Source organism: Pseudomonas sp. NPDC008258, assembly GCF_042956345.1.
In the GTDB taxonomy this organism is placed as follows: Bacteria; Pseudomonadota; Gammaproteobacteria; order Pseudomonadales; family Pseudomonadaceae; genus Aquipseudomonas.
On record NZ_JBIBGE010000003.1, the window covers coordinates 78,130 to 97,777 of the forward strand.

The window sequence follows — 19,648 nt, forward strand, 5'->3', positions numbered from 1 at the left end:
AGGCGCTGGGCAGGCGTACTGAAGCTGCTTGCGCCCCGCCTTGTTTAAGCTGCGCTTTGCCGCCACCATGTACGTCCGGCATTCGATCACCGACTGAAAATGACCCTGGAAAACTACAAGGCAATCGCCGACAGCATCGCGCTGCTGCTTTATCCGCACGCTGAAGTCATCGTTCACGAGCTGAGCAGCCAGACAGTCGTGCACATCGCCAACAACTTTTCCCAGCGCAAGCTGGGCGATGATTCGGCTATCGATGAGGAATTGGGGGGGCTGCTGAATGGCGCCAATCTCGGCCCTTACGAGAAGCTGAACTGGAACGGCCAGAAAATCCGCTCGATCAGTAGCGTGCTGCGTAATCAGGATGGAGAAGCAGAGCACCTGATGTGCATCAACCTGAATGTGTCGGTGCTTGAGCAGGCTCGTGTGGCGCTGGATGCGTTCTTCCAGATGAGCCGCCTGGTGCCACAGCCGGATGCACTGTTCCGTAACGACTGGCAGGAACGTATCAATACCTTCCTGCATGGCTGGCTGCAGGCGCACAACCTGTCATTGCAGACGCTGCGGATGAAGGACAAGCGCACACTTGTGCAGGCTTTGCATGCAGAGGGCGCTTTCGATGGGCGAAGTGGCGCCGACTACGTTGCCAATGTGCTCAACATGGGCCGCGCCACTGTGTACAAGTACCTGAAGGAACTCAGGGCCTAGCAAGCTTGCGTCAGCACATGCGCTGCACCTGCGCTGGCGTACGCTGCATCAGTACATTGCCATTGCGCACCGACACCAGTGCATGCCCCTGGCTACGCACCATCTCGTAATCGTCCGGCGCCGACAGCAGCAACAGGTTTGCCGGCCGCCCCACCTCGATGCCATAGCGCTCGCCAAGGTTCAGGGTACGGGCGCTGTTGTCGGTGATCAGGTCCAGGCAACGCTGCAGGTCTTCATAACCGAGCATGTGGCAGATGTGCAGGCCCGCTTCGAGTATGCGCAGGATGTTGCCATTGCCCAGCGGGTACCATGGGTCGACGATGGAGTCCTGGCCAAAGCAGACATTCATCCCTGCGCGATCAATTTCGGCCACGCGGGTCAGCCCGCGGCGCTTGGGATAGCTGTCGAAGCGCCCTTGCAAGTGAATGCTCTCGGTCGGGCACGAGATGAAGTTGATGCCCGACAGCTTGAGCAGGCGGAACAGCTTGTAGCAGTACGCATTGTCGTAAGAGCCCATGGCCGTGGTATGGCTGGCCGTTACCCGGGCGCCCATGCCGCGCACTCGCGCTTCTTCGGCCAGCACCTCGAGAAAGCGCGACTGCGGGTCGTCGGTCTCGTCGCAGTGCACGTCCACCAAGCAGCCGGTACGCTCGGCCAGGTCCATCAGGAATTTCACCGAAGACACACCCTGATCGCGGGTGTTCTCGAAGTGTGGAATGCCGCCGACCACATCGGCGCCAATCGCCACCGCTTCAGTCATCAGTGCCCGCCCGTTGGCATAAGACTCGATCCCCTCCTGGGGGAAGGCGACAATCTGCAAGTCGACCAGTGCACGCACTTCGTCGCGCACCTCGACCATCGCCTTTAAAGCGGTGAGGTTCGGGTCGGTTACATCGACATGCGTGCGCACGTGCTGGATACCGTGGTCCACCAGCATGCCAATGGTCTTTTTCGCGCGCGTCTTGATGTCTTCGTGGGTGGTGATTTCCTTGCGTTCCGCCCAGCGCTCGATGCCTTCGAACAGCGTGCCGCTCATGTTCCACTTTGGCTCGCCAGCCGTCAGCGTGGCGTCAAGGTGGATATGCGGTTCGACAAAAGGCGCTACCACCAGGTTTTGCCCAGCGTCCAGCTCATCGCCAGTGCCAGCTACCAGCACCTCGGCCTGGGGTACCACGGCGGCGATGCGCTCGCCGTTCAGTTCGATGCGGAACAGCCCGGGCTTGCCGCGCAGGCGTGCGTTGATGATGTTCATGTTGCTACTCCTTGCCGTGGGCTTCGCTCATGCGCCATACCAGCATGGCGACCGAAGCATTCATGCGAAAAAGCGGGTCATCCAGGGACTGACCGCTCAGTTGTTCGATGCGCTGGATGCGCTGATTGATGGTGTTGCGGTGCAGCCCCAGGCGCTGCGCAGCTTTAAGCCCATTGCCATTTTCCATGAGCAGCGCGTCGAGCGTGTGCACCAGGGCATTTGCCTGCTTGCGCCCCGGGGCGATCAGCGGGCCCAGGGTACGGCTGACAAAGTCATCGATCAGCGAGCGGTCGACAATACCTTGCAAAAGGCGCAGCACGCCCAGCTCGCTGTAGTTGCAGTATCCGTTGGCCGGGCGCAGGTGCTGCGCCACCTCCAACGCCTGGCGTGCCTCGTTGAGCGCCTGCCGGTAATGCGCGCAATCATCCGCCAGGCACGACAGGCCCATGAACAGGCTCAGCTCACCCGTCACGGCCTGCAACTGCCGATACAGGGTGGGCAATGCCTCGGGCAGGTCGCGTGCTTCGGCCAGCAGCACCACGAACAGGTCGCCCGGCAGTTGCGCCGTTACGCTACCCGGCCGCTGACGGCACCAGGCTTCGAGGTGGTCCTCCAAGGCCTGGCGGGTAACCTGCCAGCTCCGCTCGCCCAGCGCCAGCCCGTGGCGCTCGAACAGGCCATCCACACCCGACAGGCGCAAGGCCAGCAGGCGCCGCGGCTCATCCAGCGTCAATTGCAAATGCGCCGCCCGCTGCCGGGCAATCGCCAGGCTCGGGTAGTCGCCGGTAAGCAACTGGCCGAGGATATCGTTGCGCGAGCGTCGCACCTGGCTCATCTGCACCAGCGCCGTGCCGATCAGGTGGGTAACCACCACCATTTTCAGTGCATAGGGTTGCTCGATCAGCGGCAGGCCGAGTTGCTCGGCGCGGGCAATCACCGCAGGCGGGATGGCCTGGATGAAACTGCCGCCCGTGAGTATGACCATGCCGGCAATGCCCACGGCGTCGCCGTCCTCCACCAGGTTCAGCAGGTTGGCCTCGCCACGCGGGTGGTTGATGCCGGTGACGAACACCAGTTCGCCGCCCATTACCCATTCGGCAATGCCTTCGTTTTCCGCCACATACGGCCAGCGCACCCGCCGCTGCAGGTTGCGCGCGCCGGCCCGCACGCGCATTTCGTGCAGGCCGGGCAAATGCAGGATTTCATCCAGCGCCAGGCTCACGGCTCGGTGCCCGCCTGGCCCGGAGCCCTGCGCAGCAAGTGGCAGGCGGCGGCTGACACGTTGTAGATAGTCGGCCCCTGAATGGTCCAAAGGTTCAGGCACAACATCACCACTGCGGCAAACGACAGGCCCTGCAGCACCATCACTTCGACAATATCGGCCTGCTGGTAAACCATCGCACACCAGGCGCCTGCCACCACCATCAGGCCGTTACCCAGCAAGAACGCCACGACGCTGGCGATTACCGCTACCCGGCCACTGCGCGCCAGCCGCGTCCAGTTGGTGGCCTGGGTAGCACCACTGGCGAAGGTGCCGAAGACCATGGTCACTGCTGCCGAAAAGGTCAGGGTTTCATGCGGCACCACTGCCGCCAGCCCGGCAAACCCACCGACATCGCGGGTGGCGATGTACATCGAAGCCACCAGCAGCACGAACATCAACGGCACCGACACGCGCGACAATACATCCAGCCCCTTGAAGCCGATGATGGCGGTGATGCTGAAGCCCAGGCCAAAGAACACCATCAACGGCACACTGAAGCCTTCCGCCAGGCCCAGCAGCTTGACCAGCACGATGGCCACGGTGGCCGTGCCCCAGGCGTACCAGCCAAGCTCCGCAAACCCCAGCAGAAAGTCCGAAAGCCGGCTGCCGGCTTCGCCAAAACAGAAGCGCCCCATCAACACCGTGTTCAGGCCACTGCGCGAGGCGATGAATGCCAGGGCTGCGGCATACAGGGCCAGCAGGCTGTTGCCGATGGTAGCCACCCACAACATGTCGACAAAATTGAAGGCCATGCCCAGCTTGCCGCCGGCGAACATCGTGCCGGTGAAGAAGGTGAAGCTGAACAGGACCATGGCAATCGGCAGCAGGCCCTTGCGGGCAGACTGCGGGGCTTCGCTGAGGGGGAATTCGCTGGGTGAGCTCATTGCACGGGGCTCCGGGTTGTAGTTGGGAGCTGGAAGAGCAATATGCGGGCCGCTTTCCATGGGGCCCGAGAGCACCTCAGGAACAGGCGCATGGCACTTCGCGCCATGTGCACAGTGAACATTAAAGCGTTGAATTGACGGATTGAAAGTGTGGCCTGTGACTCGATTTGAGGCGCAAGTGCACCAAAGCGGATCCGGATTGGGTACTCAGGGAGCGGAAGAACGAGGACTCTCTGGCAACTGGCTTGCTCAAAATCTGAAAGCTGACGCGTCCCCTGTGGGAGCGGGCGCGCCCGCGAAGAATCCAACGCGGTGCATGGCACCGGCTGCGCCGGTGTTCGCGGGCAAGCCCGCTCCCACAGGGCACTGCTAAATCAGTAAATCATGTGCGCTTCTACGCGGTGGAAGATTACGCCCCGTCCAACCCCATCTGCCAGAAGTCCGCCTCCAGGCTGGAAGCCTGCCCGAAAATGCCCACCAGTTCGGCGAAACGCTGTTCGGTCATGCTCCGTGCCGCCAGCGCGTCCAGCTGCTTGCGCGCAGCCGCCGCCACGCCCTGGTAGCCTTCCCCGGCATACTCGCCAATCCACTCGCGGTAAGGGTGGTTGCTCAAGTCGCCAATCCGCTGCGCCAGTGTCCGGCCGATCTCGGCATAGCCGATCACGCAAGGCGCCAATGCAACATGCAGCTCCAGCAGGTCGCCGGCTGCACCGCAGTCCAACACATAGCGGGTATAGGCGACAGTGGCCTGGTGCTCGGGCGCGGCCTCGATATCTGCGTGGGTCAACCCCCAGCGTGCGCACAGGCGCAAATGCAACTCGGTTTCGTCCAGAATCGCCGCCAGCGTGGTTTGAGCAGCACGGATATCAGCCGGGCGACGGCTCTTGTAGGCTGCCAGGGCCCAGGCACGGGCGAACTGGACAAGGAACAGGTAATCCTGCACCAGGTAAGTCCGGAAGGCGTCCTCACTCAGCGTGCCCTCACGCATCTGCCGCACGAAGTCATGGTCGACGTAGCTGTTCCACTGCTGCGTGGCAGCGGTCTTCAGGCGCTCGAAGGTATCCATGCTCATTTGCCCTCCGGGTAGACGGCGTCGAAGAAGGCCAGCTCCAGGGCGACGGTACGCTGGTAGAAGTCACTGGCCAGTGCGGCTTGCTGCGGGCCAACGCGGTCCAGTTCGGCCTGCAGGAAGGCAACGAAGGCCTGGAAGGCCGGGTTGTCGTGCAAGGTGATCCACTCGGCATGGACGAAATTGTCCGGCATGGGTTTGGGCGCCTTCAGCGCCCAGTCCAGGTACAGGCCTTCGGCAACATTGAGTACTGCCAGCGCCGCCGCGTAGGAACGGGTGGCTGCTGCTTCGCGCATGATCGCCTTGAAACCTGCGGTTGGCGCAGTATCGGCCGGTTCACTGCGTTGCAGGGGGCTTACATCCAGCGCCTCGAAGGCGCGGAGGAAATAGGTGTTCTCGTCACTGCTGATCATGCCGGCAAAACGCCCAAAGCGCAGGCGCGCCTCGAAGGTGTCGGCCGTAGCAATCGCTGCACCCAGCAAAGTCAGGAAGCTGTCGAGGAAGCGGTGGTCCTGCACCAGGTAGTCGACCATGATCGGGTCCGGCAGGCTGCCGTCGCACAATTGGGTCACAAAACGGTGGCCAACGGCCGCCGACCAGGTCGGCTCGCTTTGGCGGCGCAGGGACTGGCTGAAACGTTCGGTCATGTTGCTGTCCTTGATGGGGGTGACAGCGAGACCTTGGCAGTTGGCATGAACGGGCCTCGCAGTGAGGCCGGCAAAAAGGCAGGTAACAAATCCCATCCCTTCGCCGGCATGATCCGGATCAGGTTCGAAGGGTCACCGCGCTGCTGCGTTCAGCGGTTTCTCAGCCCGTTGCCGGGCTCCCCTTGGTGGTGCTCAGGTATACCCCAGGGCGCGGGTGCTGTCACTACCCACTGCACCCAATCTGTGGGTAATGGGGGCCCGCATGTGGGGAATCAGCCCCATTTTTGACGCCCCGTTATTTAGCGCGCATCAGACACCACAAGGATTTGTTTAACAAAGCATTACTGAAAAATTTGTTGGCACAGCCGTTGCTCAAGGCCTTTTACCGGGCAAAACGCCATTGATGGCTTAGCGCCATAACGCCGCGAGCGAGGCATAAGGCAATGAAAACACCTGCCGTGATCCACCCAACCAGCCACGTATTCCAGCTGTCCTCCGTCACTGCGCTGATGCTCAGCCTCGGGCTGATCACGGTCATGGCCTCCCCCCTCGACGACAACAGCCCGCCGCCGCCCACCGACCCGTCGGCCTATACCGACCAGCCTGCCGACCCAACGCCGGCGCTGCTCAACCTGAATACATTGCCAGAAGCCAATGAAGGCTCGCTGGAGCTGACCAATGGCGTGTACGGTGACCGCAACACGGTGCGCATCGACAACGTGCTGCCGCCGGCCCTGCAAACCTCGGACCGATACCCCACCAATGGCAAGCCCAGCCCGCTGTTCGGTGCGCAGCCGTTCACCCAGCAACTGCTGCTGTTCGAAGAATTCGGCACAGAAAAACTCGACCCTACCCTGCCACCGCCCAGCCTGACCTTCCCGGTTCCCACCTTGGGTGCGGCCCCGGCTCAGGACCCCAACGTCGTGGCCCGCAGCGGCCCGAGCGGCACCGCCCTGGAAGCCTTCCTCAAGCAACCGGGCCTGTACCCGTTCCCGACCCAGTTTTCCAACGTGCTGGACCGCAACCCCTGGAAGGCGCAGATCGAACTGTTCCTCAACCGCCAACCCGTTGGTTCCCCGGCTGAAGGCCGCCCACCAGGAAAGGGCTGGTCTCATCAGCGCTGGAACGAGTTTTACCCGCAGACCGCGTTCAAGACCGCGCAGGCCGGCGCGCGCATCAACCAGGGCCTGCGCGACCGTAGACAATTGCACAACTATGCGGTCGGTGAATTCGCCCCGGGCGGGCTGTACTACCAGACCTCCGACATTCCAACCACACTGGGCACCACCAAGGGCATCGACACCCGCTTCCACCCGAACATGCCCCTGCAGAACCACAAGTCACTGTGGACCTTCGACGGCACCTTCCCGGTCAAGTTGCTGATGGTGCGCTATGGCCAGCCGGTGTTGATGCGCCACTACAACGCCCTGCCAATCGACCCTTCGGCCAACGGCGGCTTTGGCCTGCACACCATCTCGACCCACGAGCACAACGGCCATTCCCCGGCTGAGAGCGATGGCTTTGCCAACGCCTACTTCTTCCCCGGGCAGTACTATGACTACCGTTGGCCGGTACAGCTGGCAGGCTATGACACCATCAACACCCGTGCCCAGGACCCCCGGGCCGCGTTCCCCTGCTCCCCGGGTGAAACCCTGTTCGTCAACGACGGTTCGCCAGGCCTGAAAACCTGCCAGAACGGCAGCATCAAGATCCGCGGTGACTGGCGTGAAACCATGAGTACCCACTGGTTCCACGACCACATGATGGATTTCACGGCGCAGAACGTCTACAAGGGCAACGCCGTGATGATGAACTACTACAGCGCCCTGGACCGCGGCAACGAAGCCCTTCAGGATGGCGTGAACCTGCGCTTCCCCAGCGGTTCGGGCATGCCGTGGGGTAACCGCGACTATGACGTCAACCTGGTGATGGCCGACAAGGCCTGGGATGCCAACGGCCAACTGTGGTTCAACCCGTTCAACACCGATGGCTTCCTTGGCGACCAGATGCTGGTCAACTGGCAGTACCAGCCCAAGCTCAAGGTGCGTGCGCGCAGTTACCGCTTCCGCCTGCTCAACGGCTCGGTATCGCGCTACTTCAAATTTGCAGTCGTGCGTGAAATTGCCGGGACCAGCGGCGAGTTCAAGGGGCCATCGGGCTCCAACGTGTCGTATGCGCGGGTACCGTTCCACATGATTGCCAACGACGGCAACATCATGGAGCACGCCGTGCCATTCGACGGCACCCTGGACCTCAACGGTGACGGCGACCTGCAGGACAACAATGGCATCCTGCCGCTGCAAGGCATCGCCGAGCGCTACGACATCATCATCAACTTCGCCAAGAACGGCATCAAGGTGGGCGACAAGCTGTACTTCGTCAACATTGAGGAGCACCGCACCGGCAAGGGCCCGGAAGGTGCCATCTCGCTGGCCGACGTGCTGTCGGAAAAGTACAAGGCCGTGATCAAACAGACCAGCAAAGGCCCGCAATGGGATAAAGGCGACCCGCTGGTGGGCAAGTTCCTGCAATTGATCGTTCAGCCCTACAGCGGCCAGGATGTGAGCATGGACCCGGTCGCCTACGAGCCGGCCAAACCGGGCAAGGCCGCGGGCCTGAAAATGCTGCCGCTGCCCATTGACCGCAATTCGGCCGCCGACCTGGCCAAGATCAAGGATGCCCGCCACCGCGAGTTCATCTTTGGCCGCTCCGACGGCACCGACACCACCCCCTGGACCATCAAGACCGACGGCGGCTTCGGCTACAGCATGGACCCTCGGCGCATCAGTGCGGCGCCGCAACTGGCCAACCAGTCCACCGATGCCGGCTTCAGCGGCGACGGCACCCTGGAAGTGTGGAAGATCGTGAACGGTGGCAACGGCTGGAGCCACCCGGTGCATGTGCACTTCGAGGAAGGCGTGATCCTTAGCCGTGACGGCAAGGCGCCGCCAGAGTGGGAAAAATGGGCACGCAAGGACGTGTACCGCATCGGGCCGGATACCGATTCGTCGGAGGAAGTCGAAATGGCCATCCGCTTCCGCGAGTTCGCCGGTACTTACATGGAGCACTGCCACAACACCCAGCATGAGGACTCGTCGATGCTGTTGCGCTGGGACATTGAGCACCCTGGGCAGTTCCAGGTGATGCCGACCCCGCTGCCAGGCTGGGATGGCGTGCAGTACATGGCCTCGGTGGGCCTGCCAACCTTCCGCACCAAAGCCAAGGACGACAACGACGACGCGGCCAACAAGCCTCCGGTGGCGGCCAACGACAGTGCGGCAACCACCGCTGGCAAGCCGATCACCTTGAACGTGCTGGCCAACGACACCGACCCGGAAGGCAACCTGCCGTTGACGGTCGTCGGCTTGACCCAGCCGGACTCTGGCCAGGGTAACGCCAGCACCGACGGCACCACCGTGACCTACACCCCACCGGCCACGGTCACCACACCGTTCACCGCCAGCTTCAACTACACGACGCGCGATGCCAAAGGTGCCGAGTCGGTGAACCCGGCCACGGTCAGTATCGCGGTTAGCCAGGCGGCAGCGGTCGACCAGATCCAGGTCACCAGTGCCACGGTACAGGTGCGCAGCGGCAACCGCTTCACCTGGGACATACAAGGGACGACAACGGTGGCCACAGGCAACAGCATCAGCGCGACCGTGGCAACCACCGGTGGCCCGGTAAGCCTGGGCAATGCCACGCTGACCGCCACTACCACCGGAGCCCGCTGGCGGGTGTCTGTAACCACCACCGGCTTCGGCCCGGCCACACCGGCGACGGTCACCGTGAAATCGACGCTGGGGCAAACGGTGACAGCGCCAGTCAAATACCAGTAAGCGCAAAAAGCGGGGGCCGCTCTGCGGCCCTTCGCCGGCAAGCCAGCTCCCACAAGGGTTGCGCCAGCTTCAGCAATTCATGAGGCCGACGCGGTCGAGGTGGGAGCTGGCTTGCCGGCGATGGGGTGCGCAGCAGCCCCAATCAGCCAAACATCGAGGACCGTATCATGCCCGGCTCATGGCGTTTCCTGCTGGTGCTCGCGTTGTTCGCCACCAGCATCCCGTTCTGGCCGTTGCAGCCAAAACAGCCGGCGGTCGAACAAACTGCCACCCCTTGGGGCGCCGACTATTTCCCCAACATCCCCCTGCTGACCCAGGACGGCAAGAAAGTGCATTTCTTCGACGACCTGATCAAGGACAAGGTGGTCGCCATCAACTTCATCTTCACCGGCTGCACGGACTCCTGCCCAGTGGAAACCGCGCGCCTGCGCCAGGTGCAGAAAATACTTGGCGACCGGATCGGCAAGGACATCTTCCTCTACTCCATCAGCATCGACCCCTACAACGACACGCCTGCCACACTTAAGCGTTACGCTGAAAAATTCGGCATCGGCCCAGGCTGGACGCTGCTCACCGGCGAACCTGACGACATCGAACGGTTACGCCGCAGCCTGGGGCTGTGGATCGACGGTCTGGAAAACGGCCGCTCCAAGGATCACAACCTGAGCCTGATCATCGGCAACCAGGCCACCGGCCGCTGGATGAAGGCCTCGCCCTTCGAAAGCCCCTATATCCTGGCCGACCGACTGGGCAACAGCCTGCACAACTGGAAGCAGGCCAGCGCCATGAACAACGACTACGCCCAGGCCCCCGTAGTCCGCCCGCCAAGCAGTGGCGAGCAGATCTTCCGCACCCGCTGCTCATCCTGCCACACCCTGGGCAACATGGAGCCGGGGCAACCCGCCATCGGCCCTGACCTGCTGGGTGTCACCCGCCAGCGTGATGCCAACTGGCTGACCCGCTGGTTGAAGGAACCCGACCGCATGCTGGAAGAAAAAGACCCCTTGGCCATGCTGCTGTACGAGCAATACAACCGCCTGGCCATGCCCAACATGCGCCTGGGCGATGCCGAGGTCAGCGCATTGATGAGCTACATCGAGGAGGAAACCGCGCGCGTGCAAGCACCCCTGGCGGATACGGGCCATCCTTAAAGGCAATTTGACATCAGTCATCAGCCTGTCATCTGATTGTCGTATTTTTCGACCATCACCCAGGGTCGGGAACCAACAGAAGTGATTCGCCGTTCGTTTTCATCCGCCAGCCTGCTGCGGCTGCTGATCCTGATGCTCTGTGCAGCCACCCTGGCCTTTCTCTGGGGGCTGCACATTACCCAGAAAAGCGCCGCCCGCCAGGACGCGCTGTCAGCCAAGGCCACCGAGCACCTGAACCTGGCCAGCATCGTCGGTGAAAGCCTGCGCCAACTGGTCGACCGCGCCCAGGCCGTGGGCCGGGTTACCCAGGACGACATGAAGGTATTGCGCCAGGGCAACTTCAGCCTGGCGCGGATACTGGCTGAAGACCCGGTGTTCAAGCGCATGAGCCTGTACGACCGGCACGGCCGGTTGCTGTCGGCCAGCCATTCGGACGAGGCCACGGTACTGCCCCAAGAATGGTTGCACCAGCTGCAAGGGCACGTTGCCCGCTATGGTTTCAAGCCGTTTCTGCCCCGTGTGCAAGCGCCCGACCAGCCGGCCACCCTGCCCAACTGGCGCCTGCCCTTTCTGCTGCCATTGACCGACTTGCCCGGCCGCGATATCGACAATATCCTCGTGGTGCAGTTGGACATCGGCTACCTGGCGGTGCTGTTCCAGCATATCGACCTGGGCAGCAGCGGGCTGGTACGCCTGCTGCAGGACGATGGCCTGGAGCGACTGCGCATAGACACCAGCGGTGTGGTGGTGGCCGGGGATGCGTTGCTCCCCGGGCTGCCGGATACCGGCAGCGATGCCGGCATGCTGACCCAGTACGCAGCTGGCGATGCCTACCAGAGCCTGTACCGCCATGTTCCGGAGCGCGGGTTCAGCGTGGTGGTCAGCCAGCGCCAGGATGAAATCCTCGCGCCCTCGACGCTGGCCTATGCCCGGCAGTTCTGGCTGAACCTGAGCATGACGCTGATGATTCTCGCCAGCCTGGTGTGGACGTTGCGCCTGCTGCGCAAGCGCCAGGAAGCGTTCAGCGCACTGGAGCAGGCCCAGCAGGTAAACCAGCAGCTTATCGGCCGCCTTGAAGATGAGCACCGACGCAGCAGCCATGCCGCCGCCACCGACCACCTCAGTGGGCTGCACAACCGGCGCCAGTTTGTCGAGGTTGCAAGCCAGGCGCTCACCCGCCAGCGTGGCAAGCGCCGGTTGATGGCCATCCTGTTCATCGACATGGACCGCTTCAAGTCAATCAACGACTCGCTCGGGCACAAGATCGGCGACTTGCTGCTGCAGGCCGTGGCTGGGCGTATCCAGCGTTTGCTGGAGCCCGGTGACGAAGCCTCGCGCTTTGGCGGCGACGAGTTCGTTGTGCTGCTGGCCGGCGAGCGCAGCGAAGAACAGATAAACGCCTGGGTGCGGGAGCTGGTGCAGCGTTTGTCCGCCACCTATGCACTGGACGGCCAGGAGGTCAACACCAGCCCCAGCGTGGGTGTGAGCATCTGCCCACGTGACGGCCAGGACATCGACAGCCTGATACGCAGTGCCGATGCCGCGATGTATTCGGCCAAACAGGCCGGGCGCGCCCAGTACCGCTTTTTCGACCCCTCGCTCAACCTGGCGGATATCCAGGCGTTCACCCTTGAACAGGCGTTTGGCGGCGCGCTGGCTGAGCGCCAGTTCGTGCTGCATTACCAACCGCAGATCCGCCTGGACACCCAGCAGGTGCTGGGCTACGAGGCGCTGGTGCGCTGGGACCACCCCGAGTTCGGCCTGCTGTACCCGGACCGCTTCATCGACCTGGCCGAGCGCAGCGGCTTCATTGTCGACCTGGGCTGGGAGGTACTACGCCTGGCCTGTGAGGCCTTGTCGGGCTGGGACAGCCAAGGCCGGGAAACCCGCCTGGCCGTAAATGTATCCGCCCTGCAACTACGCCAGGGCGACTTCGCTACCCGCCTGCTGGGTGAACTGCAACGGTATGCAATAGCCCCGCAGCGCCTTGAGCTGGAAATTACCGAAACCACCATCCTCGACCCCGAAGGTACGGCGGTGGAGCACCTGCATACCCTGCGCCGCGCTGGCCTGGGTATCAGCCTGGATGACTTCGGCCGTGGCTACGCGGGCTTTGCGCACCTGCATTCGCTGCCACTGAGCAAGCTGAAGATCGACCGCTCGCTGATCGCGCCGCTGTCCAACAGCCACGACGACAGCCCGATCGTGTCGTCCACCATCATCCTGGCTAAACGCCTTGGCCTGGAAGTGGTCGCCGAAGGTGTGGAAACACGCGAGCAGGTGGTGTGCCTGAAGCTCGCCGGCTGCGATATCGCCCAGGGCTACCACTTCAGCCGGCCGCTGTCGCCCGCACAGCTAAGCGCTTACCCGCCCTTCAACGGCATCGAGGAAAAGTCATGCGTGTATTGAAAACACTGGCATGGCTGCTGCTGGCCAACGCGTCGGCCAATGCCGCACTGGCCGATTGCACACCCCACAGCTTGCGCCTGGCTGTCATACCGATCAAAAGCCCCGAAGACATGGCGCGTGAGCACCAACCTTTGCTGCAACGGCTGAGCCAGGCCGCTGGCGTGCCCGTAGAGCTGGTGATTGCAGCCTCGTACGAAAGCGTGGTGGATGCGATTGTTTCCGGTGGCGCGGATATCGCCCGCCTTGGCCCGGCCTCGTACGTGCTGGCCCACCGTCGCGACCCCCGGGTCGAGCCGTTTGCCACCTTCACCTTGAGTGCCGGCCCCTATACCCCGGCTGGCAGCCATTACCAGGCATTGCTGCTGACACGCGGTGACAGCCCTGACAGTATCGAGGCGCTGCGCGGCCGGCGCGTTGCCCTGAGCGATCCGGCAAGCACTTCGGGTAGCCTGGTACCCAATGTCGAATTTGCCGCCAGGGTGGGCATGCCGTTGTCGCAGTTCTTTGGTGCGCTGGTGTATGCCGGTAATCACGACAAGGCACTGGAAGCGTTACTGGAGGGTCGGGTCGATGCTGCATTCGTCGCCAGCGAGCGCACCGATGCCTACCTGGCCCGGCATGCCATCGGGCCGACACGGCTAAAGGCGCAATGGCGTTCGCAGCCAATCTACTATGACCCGTATGTGTTCAGTGCCAGCCTGTGCCCGGCGCTGAAAAACCGTATTCGCAAAGCCATGCTCGATGAGCCGCAGGCCCTTGCGGCGTTTGTCACTTCGCAGGATGCCAGTGGGCTGGTACCGGTGAGTGCGGCCGAATATGCGCCGTTGCAAAAAATGATGGATGATTCATTACCGGTACGCTGACCCCGCAGGCGCGGCGGTGCAGGCATGCATTACCGGTCATTTAGGTTTATCGTGTGCCCATCACCCGCCGACACCCGCACCATGACCGATATCGAGCGCTACCTTCGCGCCGCCACCCGTGACAACACCCGGCGCAGTTACCAGGCCGCCATCGAGCACTTCGAAACCCATTGGGGCGGGTTTCTACCGGCCACTGCCGAGAGTATTGCCCGCTACCTGGCCGACCACGCCGACCAACACGCCGTCAGCACCTTGCGCCAGCGCCTCGCTGCGCTCAGCCAATGGCACGTCGCCCAAGGTTTCCCTGACCCGACCAAGGCGCCGCTGGTGCGCCAGGTGCTACGGGGTATCCGCACCCTGCACCCGACGCCGCCCAAACAGGCTGCCCCGCTGTTGTTGCAGCACGTGCAAACGGCCGTGGCGTGTTTTGAAGAGGAAGCCCGCCAGGCCCGTGAACAGCATGACCTGGCCGCGCTGCGCCGGGCTCGGCGCGACTGTGCGTTGTTGTTGCTGGGGTTCTGGCGTGGTTTTCGCGGTGATGAACTGGCGCGCCTGCGCATCGAGCATATCCAGGCTGAAGCCGGTGTTGGCATTACCTTGTTCCTGCCGCGTAGCAAGGGCGACCGTGAAGCCCTGGGGGTGCAACACCGCACCCCTGCCCTCAAGGCCCTGTGCCCGGTCACTGCCTACCTGCAATGGCTCGAAGTTGCCGGTATTGCCCACGGGCCGGTGTTCCGCAAACTCGACCGTTGGGGCAACCTCGGTGACGCGGCACTGAACAGCAACAGCCTGGTCGGCCTGCTGCGGCGCATGCTGGAGCGCGCCAGTGTGCCGGCGGCCCTGTATACCGGTCACTCGCTGCGGCGTGGGTTCGCCACCTGGGCCACGGCCAACGGCTGGGAACTGAAGTCGCTGATGAGCTATGTAGGCTGGAAAGACGCCAAATCGGCCTTGCGCTACATCGACTCGGCTCAGCGTTTTGGCGAGTTGGCGGTGATGCCCGCCAGCCAGGCCCCGCTGCTCATTCCTTGAAACAGTGCGGCGCGACACCGCCAAATTCCGGGCGTATGGCATACAGGTCGCCAGCATCCGGGTAGTGGTGCAGGTCTTCAGCACTCATGCCGAAGCGCGCGGTGCTGATGTACAAGGTGTTCATCCCGGCCCCGCCAAAACAGCAACTGGTGGGGCTGGGTACCGGCATCAGCACCTGATCTGTCAGCTGGCCGTTGCGGTCGAAGCGTAACAGGCAACTGCCGTTGTACTGGCATACCCACAGCCCACCCTCGCGATCCAGTGCCAGGCCATCCGGGCGCCCGAGTTCGGCCGGGGTTTTGGCGAACAGCGTGACCGCACCGAGCCGGCCTTCCACCAGGTACTCGGCACGGTAGATCGAGCGCGCTGCCGAATCCACGAAGTACACCGTGTGCCCATCCTGCGACCAGGCAATGCCGGTGGGTAGCGTCAGGTCGTCATGGATCACCTGGTCGCTCAACTGCCCGTCAAAGCGGAACAGCGCGCCGCTATTGCCGCTTGGGGTTTCGTCCATCAACCCTGTGACGAAGCGGCCTTGAGGGTCGCAGGCGCCGTCATTGAACCGGTAGGTTGCTCGCGGGTGTACTGATGCCGAGTGCTGGCGTACCTTGCGTGCCTGCGTGTCGAATACGGCTACGCTGGCATCCTCGGTGAAAATCAGGTTGCCCTGGTTGGTCAACGCCAATGCGCCGATCCGCGCAGCGGACTCGTACAGGGTTTGCACTTCGCCGCCAGGCGCCAGGCAGTTGATGCGCCCGCCGGAGATATCGACAAAGTACAGCACACCGCTGCGTTCATCCCAGACCAGGCTCTCACCCAGGTCGGCCCGTGTGCTGGCGACTTTGACGGGCACGTAGCTGCATGCCTTCAGGCAGCTCCAGCGTTCGGTCAGCGTCGCGGCATCAGGCAAGCCCAGGCCCTGTGCGGCACCAGCGGTGGCCGCAACGTTGGTGTGGAATGGGTCTGTAACGGGCATTTCAGGCTACCTTCAATTCTCCTTTTTACGATAACAACAAAAATTTCAATGACTTAATATTAAAAGCATGCAACTTTGATATCTCATGGATATCACCGGCGATTGCCGTGCTTAAGGACTGCTGGATGATCGAGACACGTTTGCTCCGGCAATTCATTGCCGTGGCCGAAGAGCTGCACTTTCACAAGGCCGCCGAGCGCCTGCACATGGCGCAACCGCCGCTTAGCCAGGCCATCAACCGCCTTGAAGAAAAGCTCGGTTTCAGCTTGTTCCTGCGCAACAAGCGCGGGGTGCGGCTGACGGCGGCGGGCTCGGCCTTTCTCGATACGGCTTACCGCACGCTGGCCGAGCTGGAAAAGGGCGTCGAGTACGCGCGCAGTGTGTCCGCAGGTGTCAGCGGCAAGCTGACCATCACGGCCATTTCCATCGCCTACTACGACTCACTGCTCAACAGCCTGCGGCGCTTTCGCGAGACTTATCCCAACGTGCAGTTGAGTATTCGTGAAATGCCGTCGGCCACGCAGGCCAAGGCGTTACTGGCCGGTGAGGCGGATGTTGGCTTCATGCGCAGGTTACCGCTGCCAGCTGGCACGCTTGAGTCCCGACGGCTGCTTGATGAGCAGATTGTCATGGCCCTGCCTGCCGGGCATGTGAAAGGGAAGCAGGGCGAAGTCGACCTGCGCGACTTTGCCGATGAGGATTTCGTCTTCACCCCGCAAGCATTGGGTGGTGGCTACCACGCGCAATTGATCGGCCTGTGCGAGTCGGCCGGTTTCTACCCCAAAGTGGTCCAGGAAGCCGCGCAGATCCATACCTTGCTGGGCTTGGTGGCCTGCGGTTTTGGCGTGGCCCTGGTGCCGGCTTCGTTTGCCGGCTCCGCACCGCACGAACGTGTGCAGTTCTGTGCGATCCGGCCGCTGGATGAACAACCGGTGCCCGGCATCGGCTTGTACATGAAATGGAGCGCCCAGAATGCTTCCCCGGCATTGGCCAATTTCATCGCCATGTTTGAACTGGCCCATGATTGACAGGGTTCGGCGATCAACCTGCCGGGATCTGCGCTGCACTGCGCCATAACCGGCCAATGTCACACGCCCGAGCCTGCAGCAACCTGGCAGCGTCAGCGCACGCCTGCTCCAGGCTCATCGGCCCGCTGGCCAGTGCAAAGGCGGCGTCAACCCCATGAGCGTACAGTTGCTGGTAACCCTCACCCAAGGTCCCGGCCAGCACCACCACCGGTACCCCATGGCGTTTGGCAACCCGGGCCACGCCCATCGGTGTCTTGCCCCGCAGTGTCTGGGCATCGAAGCGCCCTTCGCCGGTCACCACAAGACCCGCGCCCTGCACCAAGGCATCAAGGCCAGCCAGCTCCGCCACCACTTCCACGCCTGGGCGGAACTGCGCGCCCATGAATGCCCGGGCGGCAAAGCCCATTCCACCGGCAGCACCGCTACCCGGGTAGTCGCGCACATCCTTACCCAGCAGTTGCGCACAATGGTCGGCAAACTGCCCCAGCGCCTGGTCCAGCGCCTGCACCTGCTGCGGGTTGGCCCCCTTTTGTGGGCCAAAGATTGCCGATGCGCCGTGGCTGCCGCACAGCGGGTTGTCGACGTCGGCTGCCACTTCAAACTGTACTTCGGCAAGCCGCGGGTCGAGGTTGCTGGCGTCGATGTGGGCCAGCCTGGCCAGGGCCAGGCCCCCTTCTTCCAGCGCTTGCCCGTCAGCGTCCAGCAGGCGCAGGCCCAGCGCCCGCAACATGCCGCTGCCGGCATCGTTGGTGGCACTGCCGCCGATGGCCAGCACTACCCGCTGCGCACCAGCGGCCAGGGCAGCGGCAATCAGTTCGCCGGTTCCCCAGGTAGTGCTGCGGCAGGCGTCGCGCTGGCCGGCCGGCACCAGTTGCAGGCCACTGGCCTGGGCCATTTCGATGATTGCCGTGCGACTTTGCGGCAACCAGCCCCAGCCGGCCTCGACGCTATGCCCCAGCGGCCCGCGTACGGTCTGGCGGCGCAGTTCGCCGTGGCTGGCTGCCAGGATCGCCTCCATGGTGCCCTCACCACCGTCGGCCATCGGGCACTCGACCAGCTCCGCGTCCGGCCACGCCTCGCCCAGGCCCGCAGCGATGGCGCGAGCGACACCCGCAGCGTCGAGGCTGTCCTTGAACGAGTCGGGGGCAATGACGATCTTCATGGGAATTCTCCTGTCCTGATGAGCGGCATGCTGACAGTTGTTTGCCAAGGGAGCCTCGGTCAAATGCACAAAACCCTGGGTGGGTTGTTTGGGCGGATGCCTTTCGCCTGATGCGGCCCTATCGCCGGCAAGCCAGCTCCCACAGGTGCAACACAGGCCTGAGGGCAGCATTCATCCTGTGGGAGCTGGCTTGCCGGCGATAGGGCCGCAACAGGGATCGCTTCAGTCTGCAGGCAACAGCTGCAACCCCAGGTACAAGCTAAGCATGCCTTCCATACGCAGCGGGTCGACCTCGCCCAGTTCGGCGATCCGCTCCAGCCGGTAGCGCAGGCTGTTACGGTGGATGCCCAAGGCATCGGCACACGCCTGGCTCTGGCCGTCATGGGCACACCACGCACGCAGGGTGGCGAGTAACTGGCCGCTGTTGTCCTTGGCACGAATGCGTTGCAGCGGCTCCAACAGCTCATCCAGCGCGTCATCGTTGCGGTGGCGCCACAACAGCGCCGGCAGCCGGTAGCGCTGCAGGCTGAGCAAACGTTCGCCAGGCAACACCTCGCGCCCATAGGCCAGCAAGTCACGAACCCGGCGGTAGCCACGGCGCAACTGTTCAAGGCTTTGTGCGGCACTGCCCAGGGCCAGCCGCTCCACGTCCCAGCCGTGACGATGCAGGCGCTCCAGCAGGCGGGGCTCGTCCAGCGCCACACTGGCCGGGCGGCACCACAGCAACGACTGGCGGGCCGGGCTGACACACCAGCTGTCCGGGTAGCGGCTCATCAACCACGCCGACAGTGCCTCGGCCGCTGGCCCCGAAGCCAGTTCGAACAAGCACGGTACCCGCGGCAGCTGCGGCTTGAGGCCCAGTTGCCGGGCTTCATCAAGCAGGCGGGGGGAATCACCGCTGCCACCCAGCAACAGGGCCAGCAGGTCATCACAACGCTGCCGTCGCCACTGCTGGTCAGCCTGCAAATGGCGCTGGGCCAGCAGCATCTCGGCGGTCATGCGTACCAGTTCGCCATACGTACGCACCTGCTGCGGGTCACCGGTCAGGCCAAGCACGCCCATCAGCCGGCCATCGAGCATCAGGGGCAGGTTCACCCCGGGCTGCACGCCCTTCAGGCATTTGGCCGCCTCCACGTCCAGCTCGACAATGCGCCCGTTGGCCAGTACCAGTTGCGCGCCCTCGTGGCGGGTGTTGATGCGTTCCGGCTCACCGCTGCCCAGGATCAACCCCTGGCTGTCCATGACGTTGACGTTGCACGGCAAAATGGCCATTGCCCGGTCAACGATATCCTGTGCCAGGTCATGGTCGAGTTCGAACATTGCAGGGTCCTTAGGGTGTTAGGCTATTGGGCCCGAGCACAGCAGCC

14 protein-coding genes, 1 pseudogene and 1 riboswitch are annotated in these 19,648 nt (G+C 63.2%); of the genes and pseudogenes, 7 read left to right on the plus strand and 8 right to left on the minus strand.

Annotation, left to right across the window (positions count from 1 at the left end):
* Positions 1 to 99 precede the first annotated feature (99 nt).
* Complete coding sequence (locus ACFY9W_RS03265; RefSeq protein ID WP_391125673.1) at positions 100 to 705, plus strand: PAS domain-containing protein; 606 nt, start codon at positions 100 to 102, stop codon at positions 703 to 705.
* A 10-nt stretch (positions 706 to 715) separates the two neighbouring features.
* Here ACFY9W_RS03265 and codA read toward each other — a convergent pair whose 3' ends face one another.
* The 5 genes and pseudogenes from codA to ACFY9W_RS03290 form a co-directional block, all read right to left on the minus strand.
* Positions 716 to 1,957, minus strand: coding sequence for a cytosine deaminase (codA, locus tag ACFY9W_RS03270; RefSeq protein ID WP_391125675.1), 1,242 nt, complete (start codon positions 1,955 to 1,957; stop codon positions 716 to 718).
* Between the two features lie 4 nt (positions 1,958 to 1,961).
* Positions 1,962 to 3,179, minus strand: a complete 1,218-nt coding sequence (locus tag ACFY9W_RS03275) for a PucR family transcriptional regulator ligand-binding domain-containing protein (protein WP_391125677.1) — start codon at positions 3,177 to 3,179, stop codon at positions 1,962 to 1,964.
* Positions 3,180 to 3,204: 25 nt separating this feature from the next.
* A pseudogene (codB, locus tag ACFY9W_RS03280) lies at positions 3,205 to 4,105 on the minus strand (cytosine permease); the annotation flags it as partial.
* Positions 4,106 to 4,514: 409 nt separating this feature from the next.
* Positions 4,515 to 5,177 (minus strand): thiaminase II, encoded by a 663-nt coding sequence (gene tenA / locus ACFY9W_RS03285; protein ID WP_391125679.1) that lies wholly within the window; start codon positions 5,175 to 5,177, stop codon positions 4,515 to 4,517.
* Positions 5,174 to 5,821: a TenA family protein gene (locus ACFY9W_RS03290; RefSeq protein WP_391125682.1), complete on the minus strand. Its 648-nt coding sequence runs from the start codon at positions 5,819 to 5,821 to the stop codon at positions 5,174 to 5,176. Before ACFY9W_RS03290 ends, tenA begins: the two co-directional genes overlap by 4 nt.
* Positions 5,822 to 5,899: 78 nt before the next feature.
* A riboswitch (TPP riboswitch) is annotated at positions 5,900 to 6,014 on the minus strand.
* A 250-nt stretch (positions 6,015 to 6,264) separates the two neighbouring features.
* Between ACFY9W_RS03290 and ACFY9W_RS03295 the strand changes: the two genes are divergently transcribed.
* From ACFY9W_RS03295 to ACFY9W_RS03315, 5 genes are all read left to right on the plus strand, one after another.
* Positions 6,265 to 9,660, plus strand: coding sequence for an Ig-like domain-containing protein (locus ACFY9W_RS03295; protein ID WP_391125685.1), 3,396 nt, complete (start codon positions 6,265 to 6,267; stop codon positions 9,658 to 9,660).
* 167 nt (positions 9,661 to 9,827) lie between these two features.
* On the plus strand, positions 9,828 to 10,811 hold the full coding sequence (locus ACFY9W_RS03300; RefSeq protein ID WP_391125688.1) for an SCO family protein: 984 nt from the start codon (positions 9,828 to 9,830) through the stop codon (positions 10,809 to 10,811).
* Positions 10,812 to 10,892: 81 nt separating this feature from the next.
* Entirely contained in the window at positions 10,893 to 13,220 is a 2,328-nt protein-coding gene (locus ACFY9W_RS03305; protein ID WP_391125690.1) for an EAL domain-containing protein, read from the plus strand.
* Positions 13,208 to 14,083 (plus strand): phosphate/phosphite/phosphonate ABC transporter substrate-binding protein, encoded by an 876-nt coding sequence (locus ACFY9W_RS03310; RefSeq protein WP_391125693.1) that lies wholly within the window; start codon positions 13,208 to 13,210, stop codon positions 14,081 to 14,083. The genes ACFY9W_RS03305 and ACFY9W_RS03310 overlap by 13 nt, the downstream gene beginning before the upstream one ends.
* Positions 14,084 to 14,134: 51 nt before the next feature.
* The gene (locus tag ACFY9W_RS03315) at positions 14,135 to 15,115 is read left to right on the plus strand and encodes a tyrosine-type recombinase/integrase (RefSeq protein WP_391125696.1); all 981 of its coding nucleotides are present in this window, start codon (positions 14,135 to 14,137) and stop codon (positions 15,113 to 15,115) included.
* Here ACFY9W_RS03315 and ACFY9W_RS03320 read toward each other — a convergent pair.
* The gene (locus ACFY9W_RS03320; protein ID WP_391125699.1) at positions 15,105 to 16,091 is read right to left on the minus strand and encodes an SMP-30/gluconolactonase/LRE family protein; all 987 of its coding nucleotides are present in this window, start codon (positions 16,089 to 16,091) and stop codon (positions 15,105 to 15,107) included. The genes ACFY9W_RS03315 and ACFY9W_RS03320 overlap by 11 nt on opposite strands.
* A 125-nt stretch (positions 16,092 to 16,216) precedes the next feature.
* On the opposite strand from ACFY9W_RS03320, the gene ACFY9W_RS03325 reads away from it, so the two are divergent.
* Complete coding sequence (locus ACFY9W_RS03325) at positions 16,217 to 17,119, plus strand: LysR substrate-binding domain-containing protein (RefSeq protein WP_391125702.1); 903 nt, start codon at positions 16,217 to 16,219, stop codon at positions 17,117 to 17,119.
* 13 nt (positions 17,120 to 17,132) lie between these two features.
* Here the strand turns inward: ACFY9W_RS03325 and ACFY9W_RS03330 are convergent, their stop codons facing one another.
* Both ACFY9W_RS03330 and ACFY9W_RS03335 read right to left on the minus strand, forming a co-directional pair.
* Positions 17,133 to 18,281 carry a glycerate kinase gene (locus ACFY9W_RS03330; protein WP_391125705.1) on the minus strand — a complete coding sequence of 383 codons (1,149 nt, stop codon included), beginning with the start codon at positions 18,279 to 18,281 and terminating at the stop codon, positions 17,133 to 17,135.
* 222 nt (positions 18,282 to 18,503) lie between these two features.
* Complete coding sequence (locus ACFY9W_RS03335; RefSeq protein ID WP_391125708.1) at positions 18,504 to 19,601, minus strand: sugar diacid recognition domain-containing protein; 1,098 nt, start codon at positions 19,599 to 19,601, stop codon at positions 18,504 to 18,506.
* Positions 19,602 to 19,648: the final 47 nt, after the last annotated feature.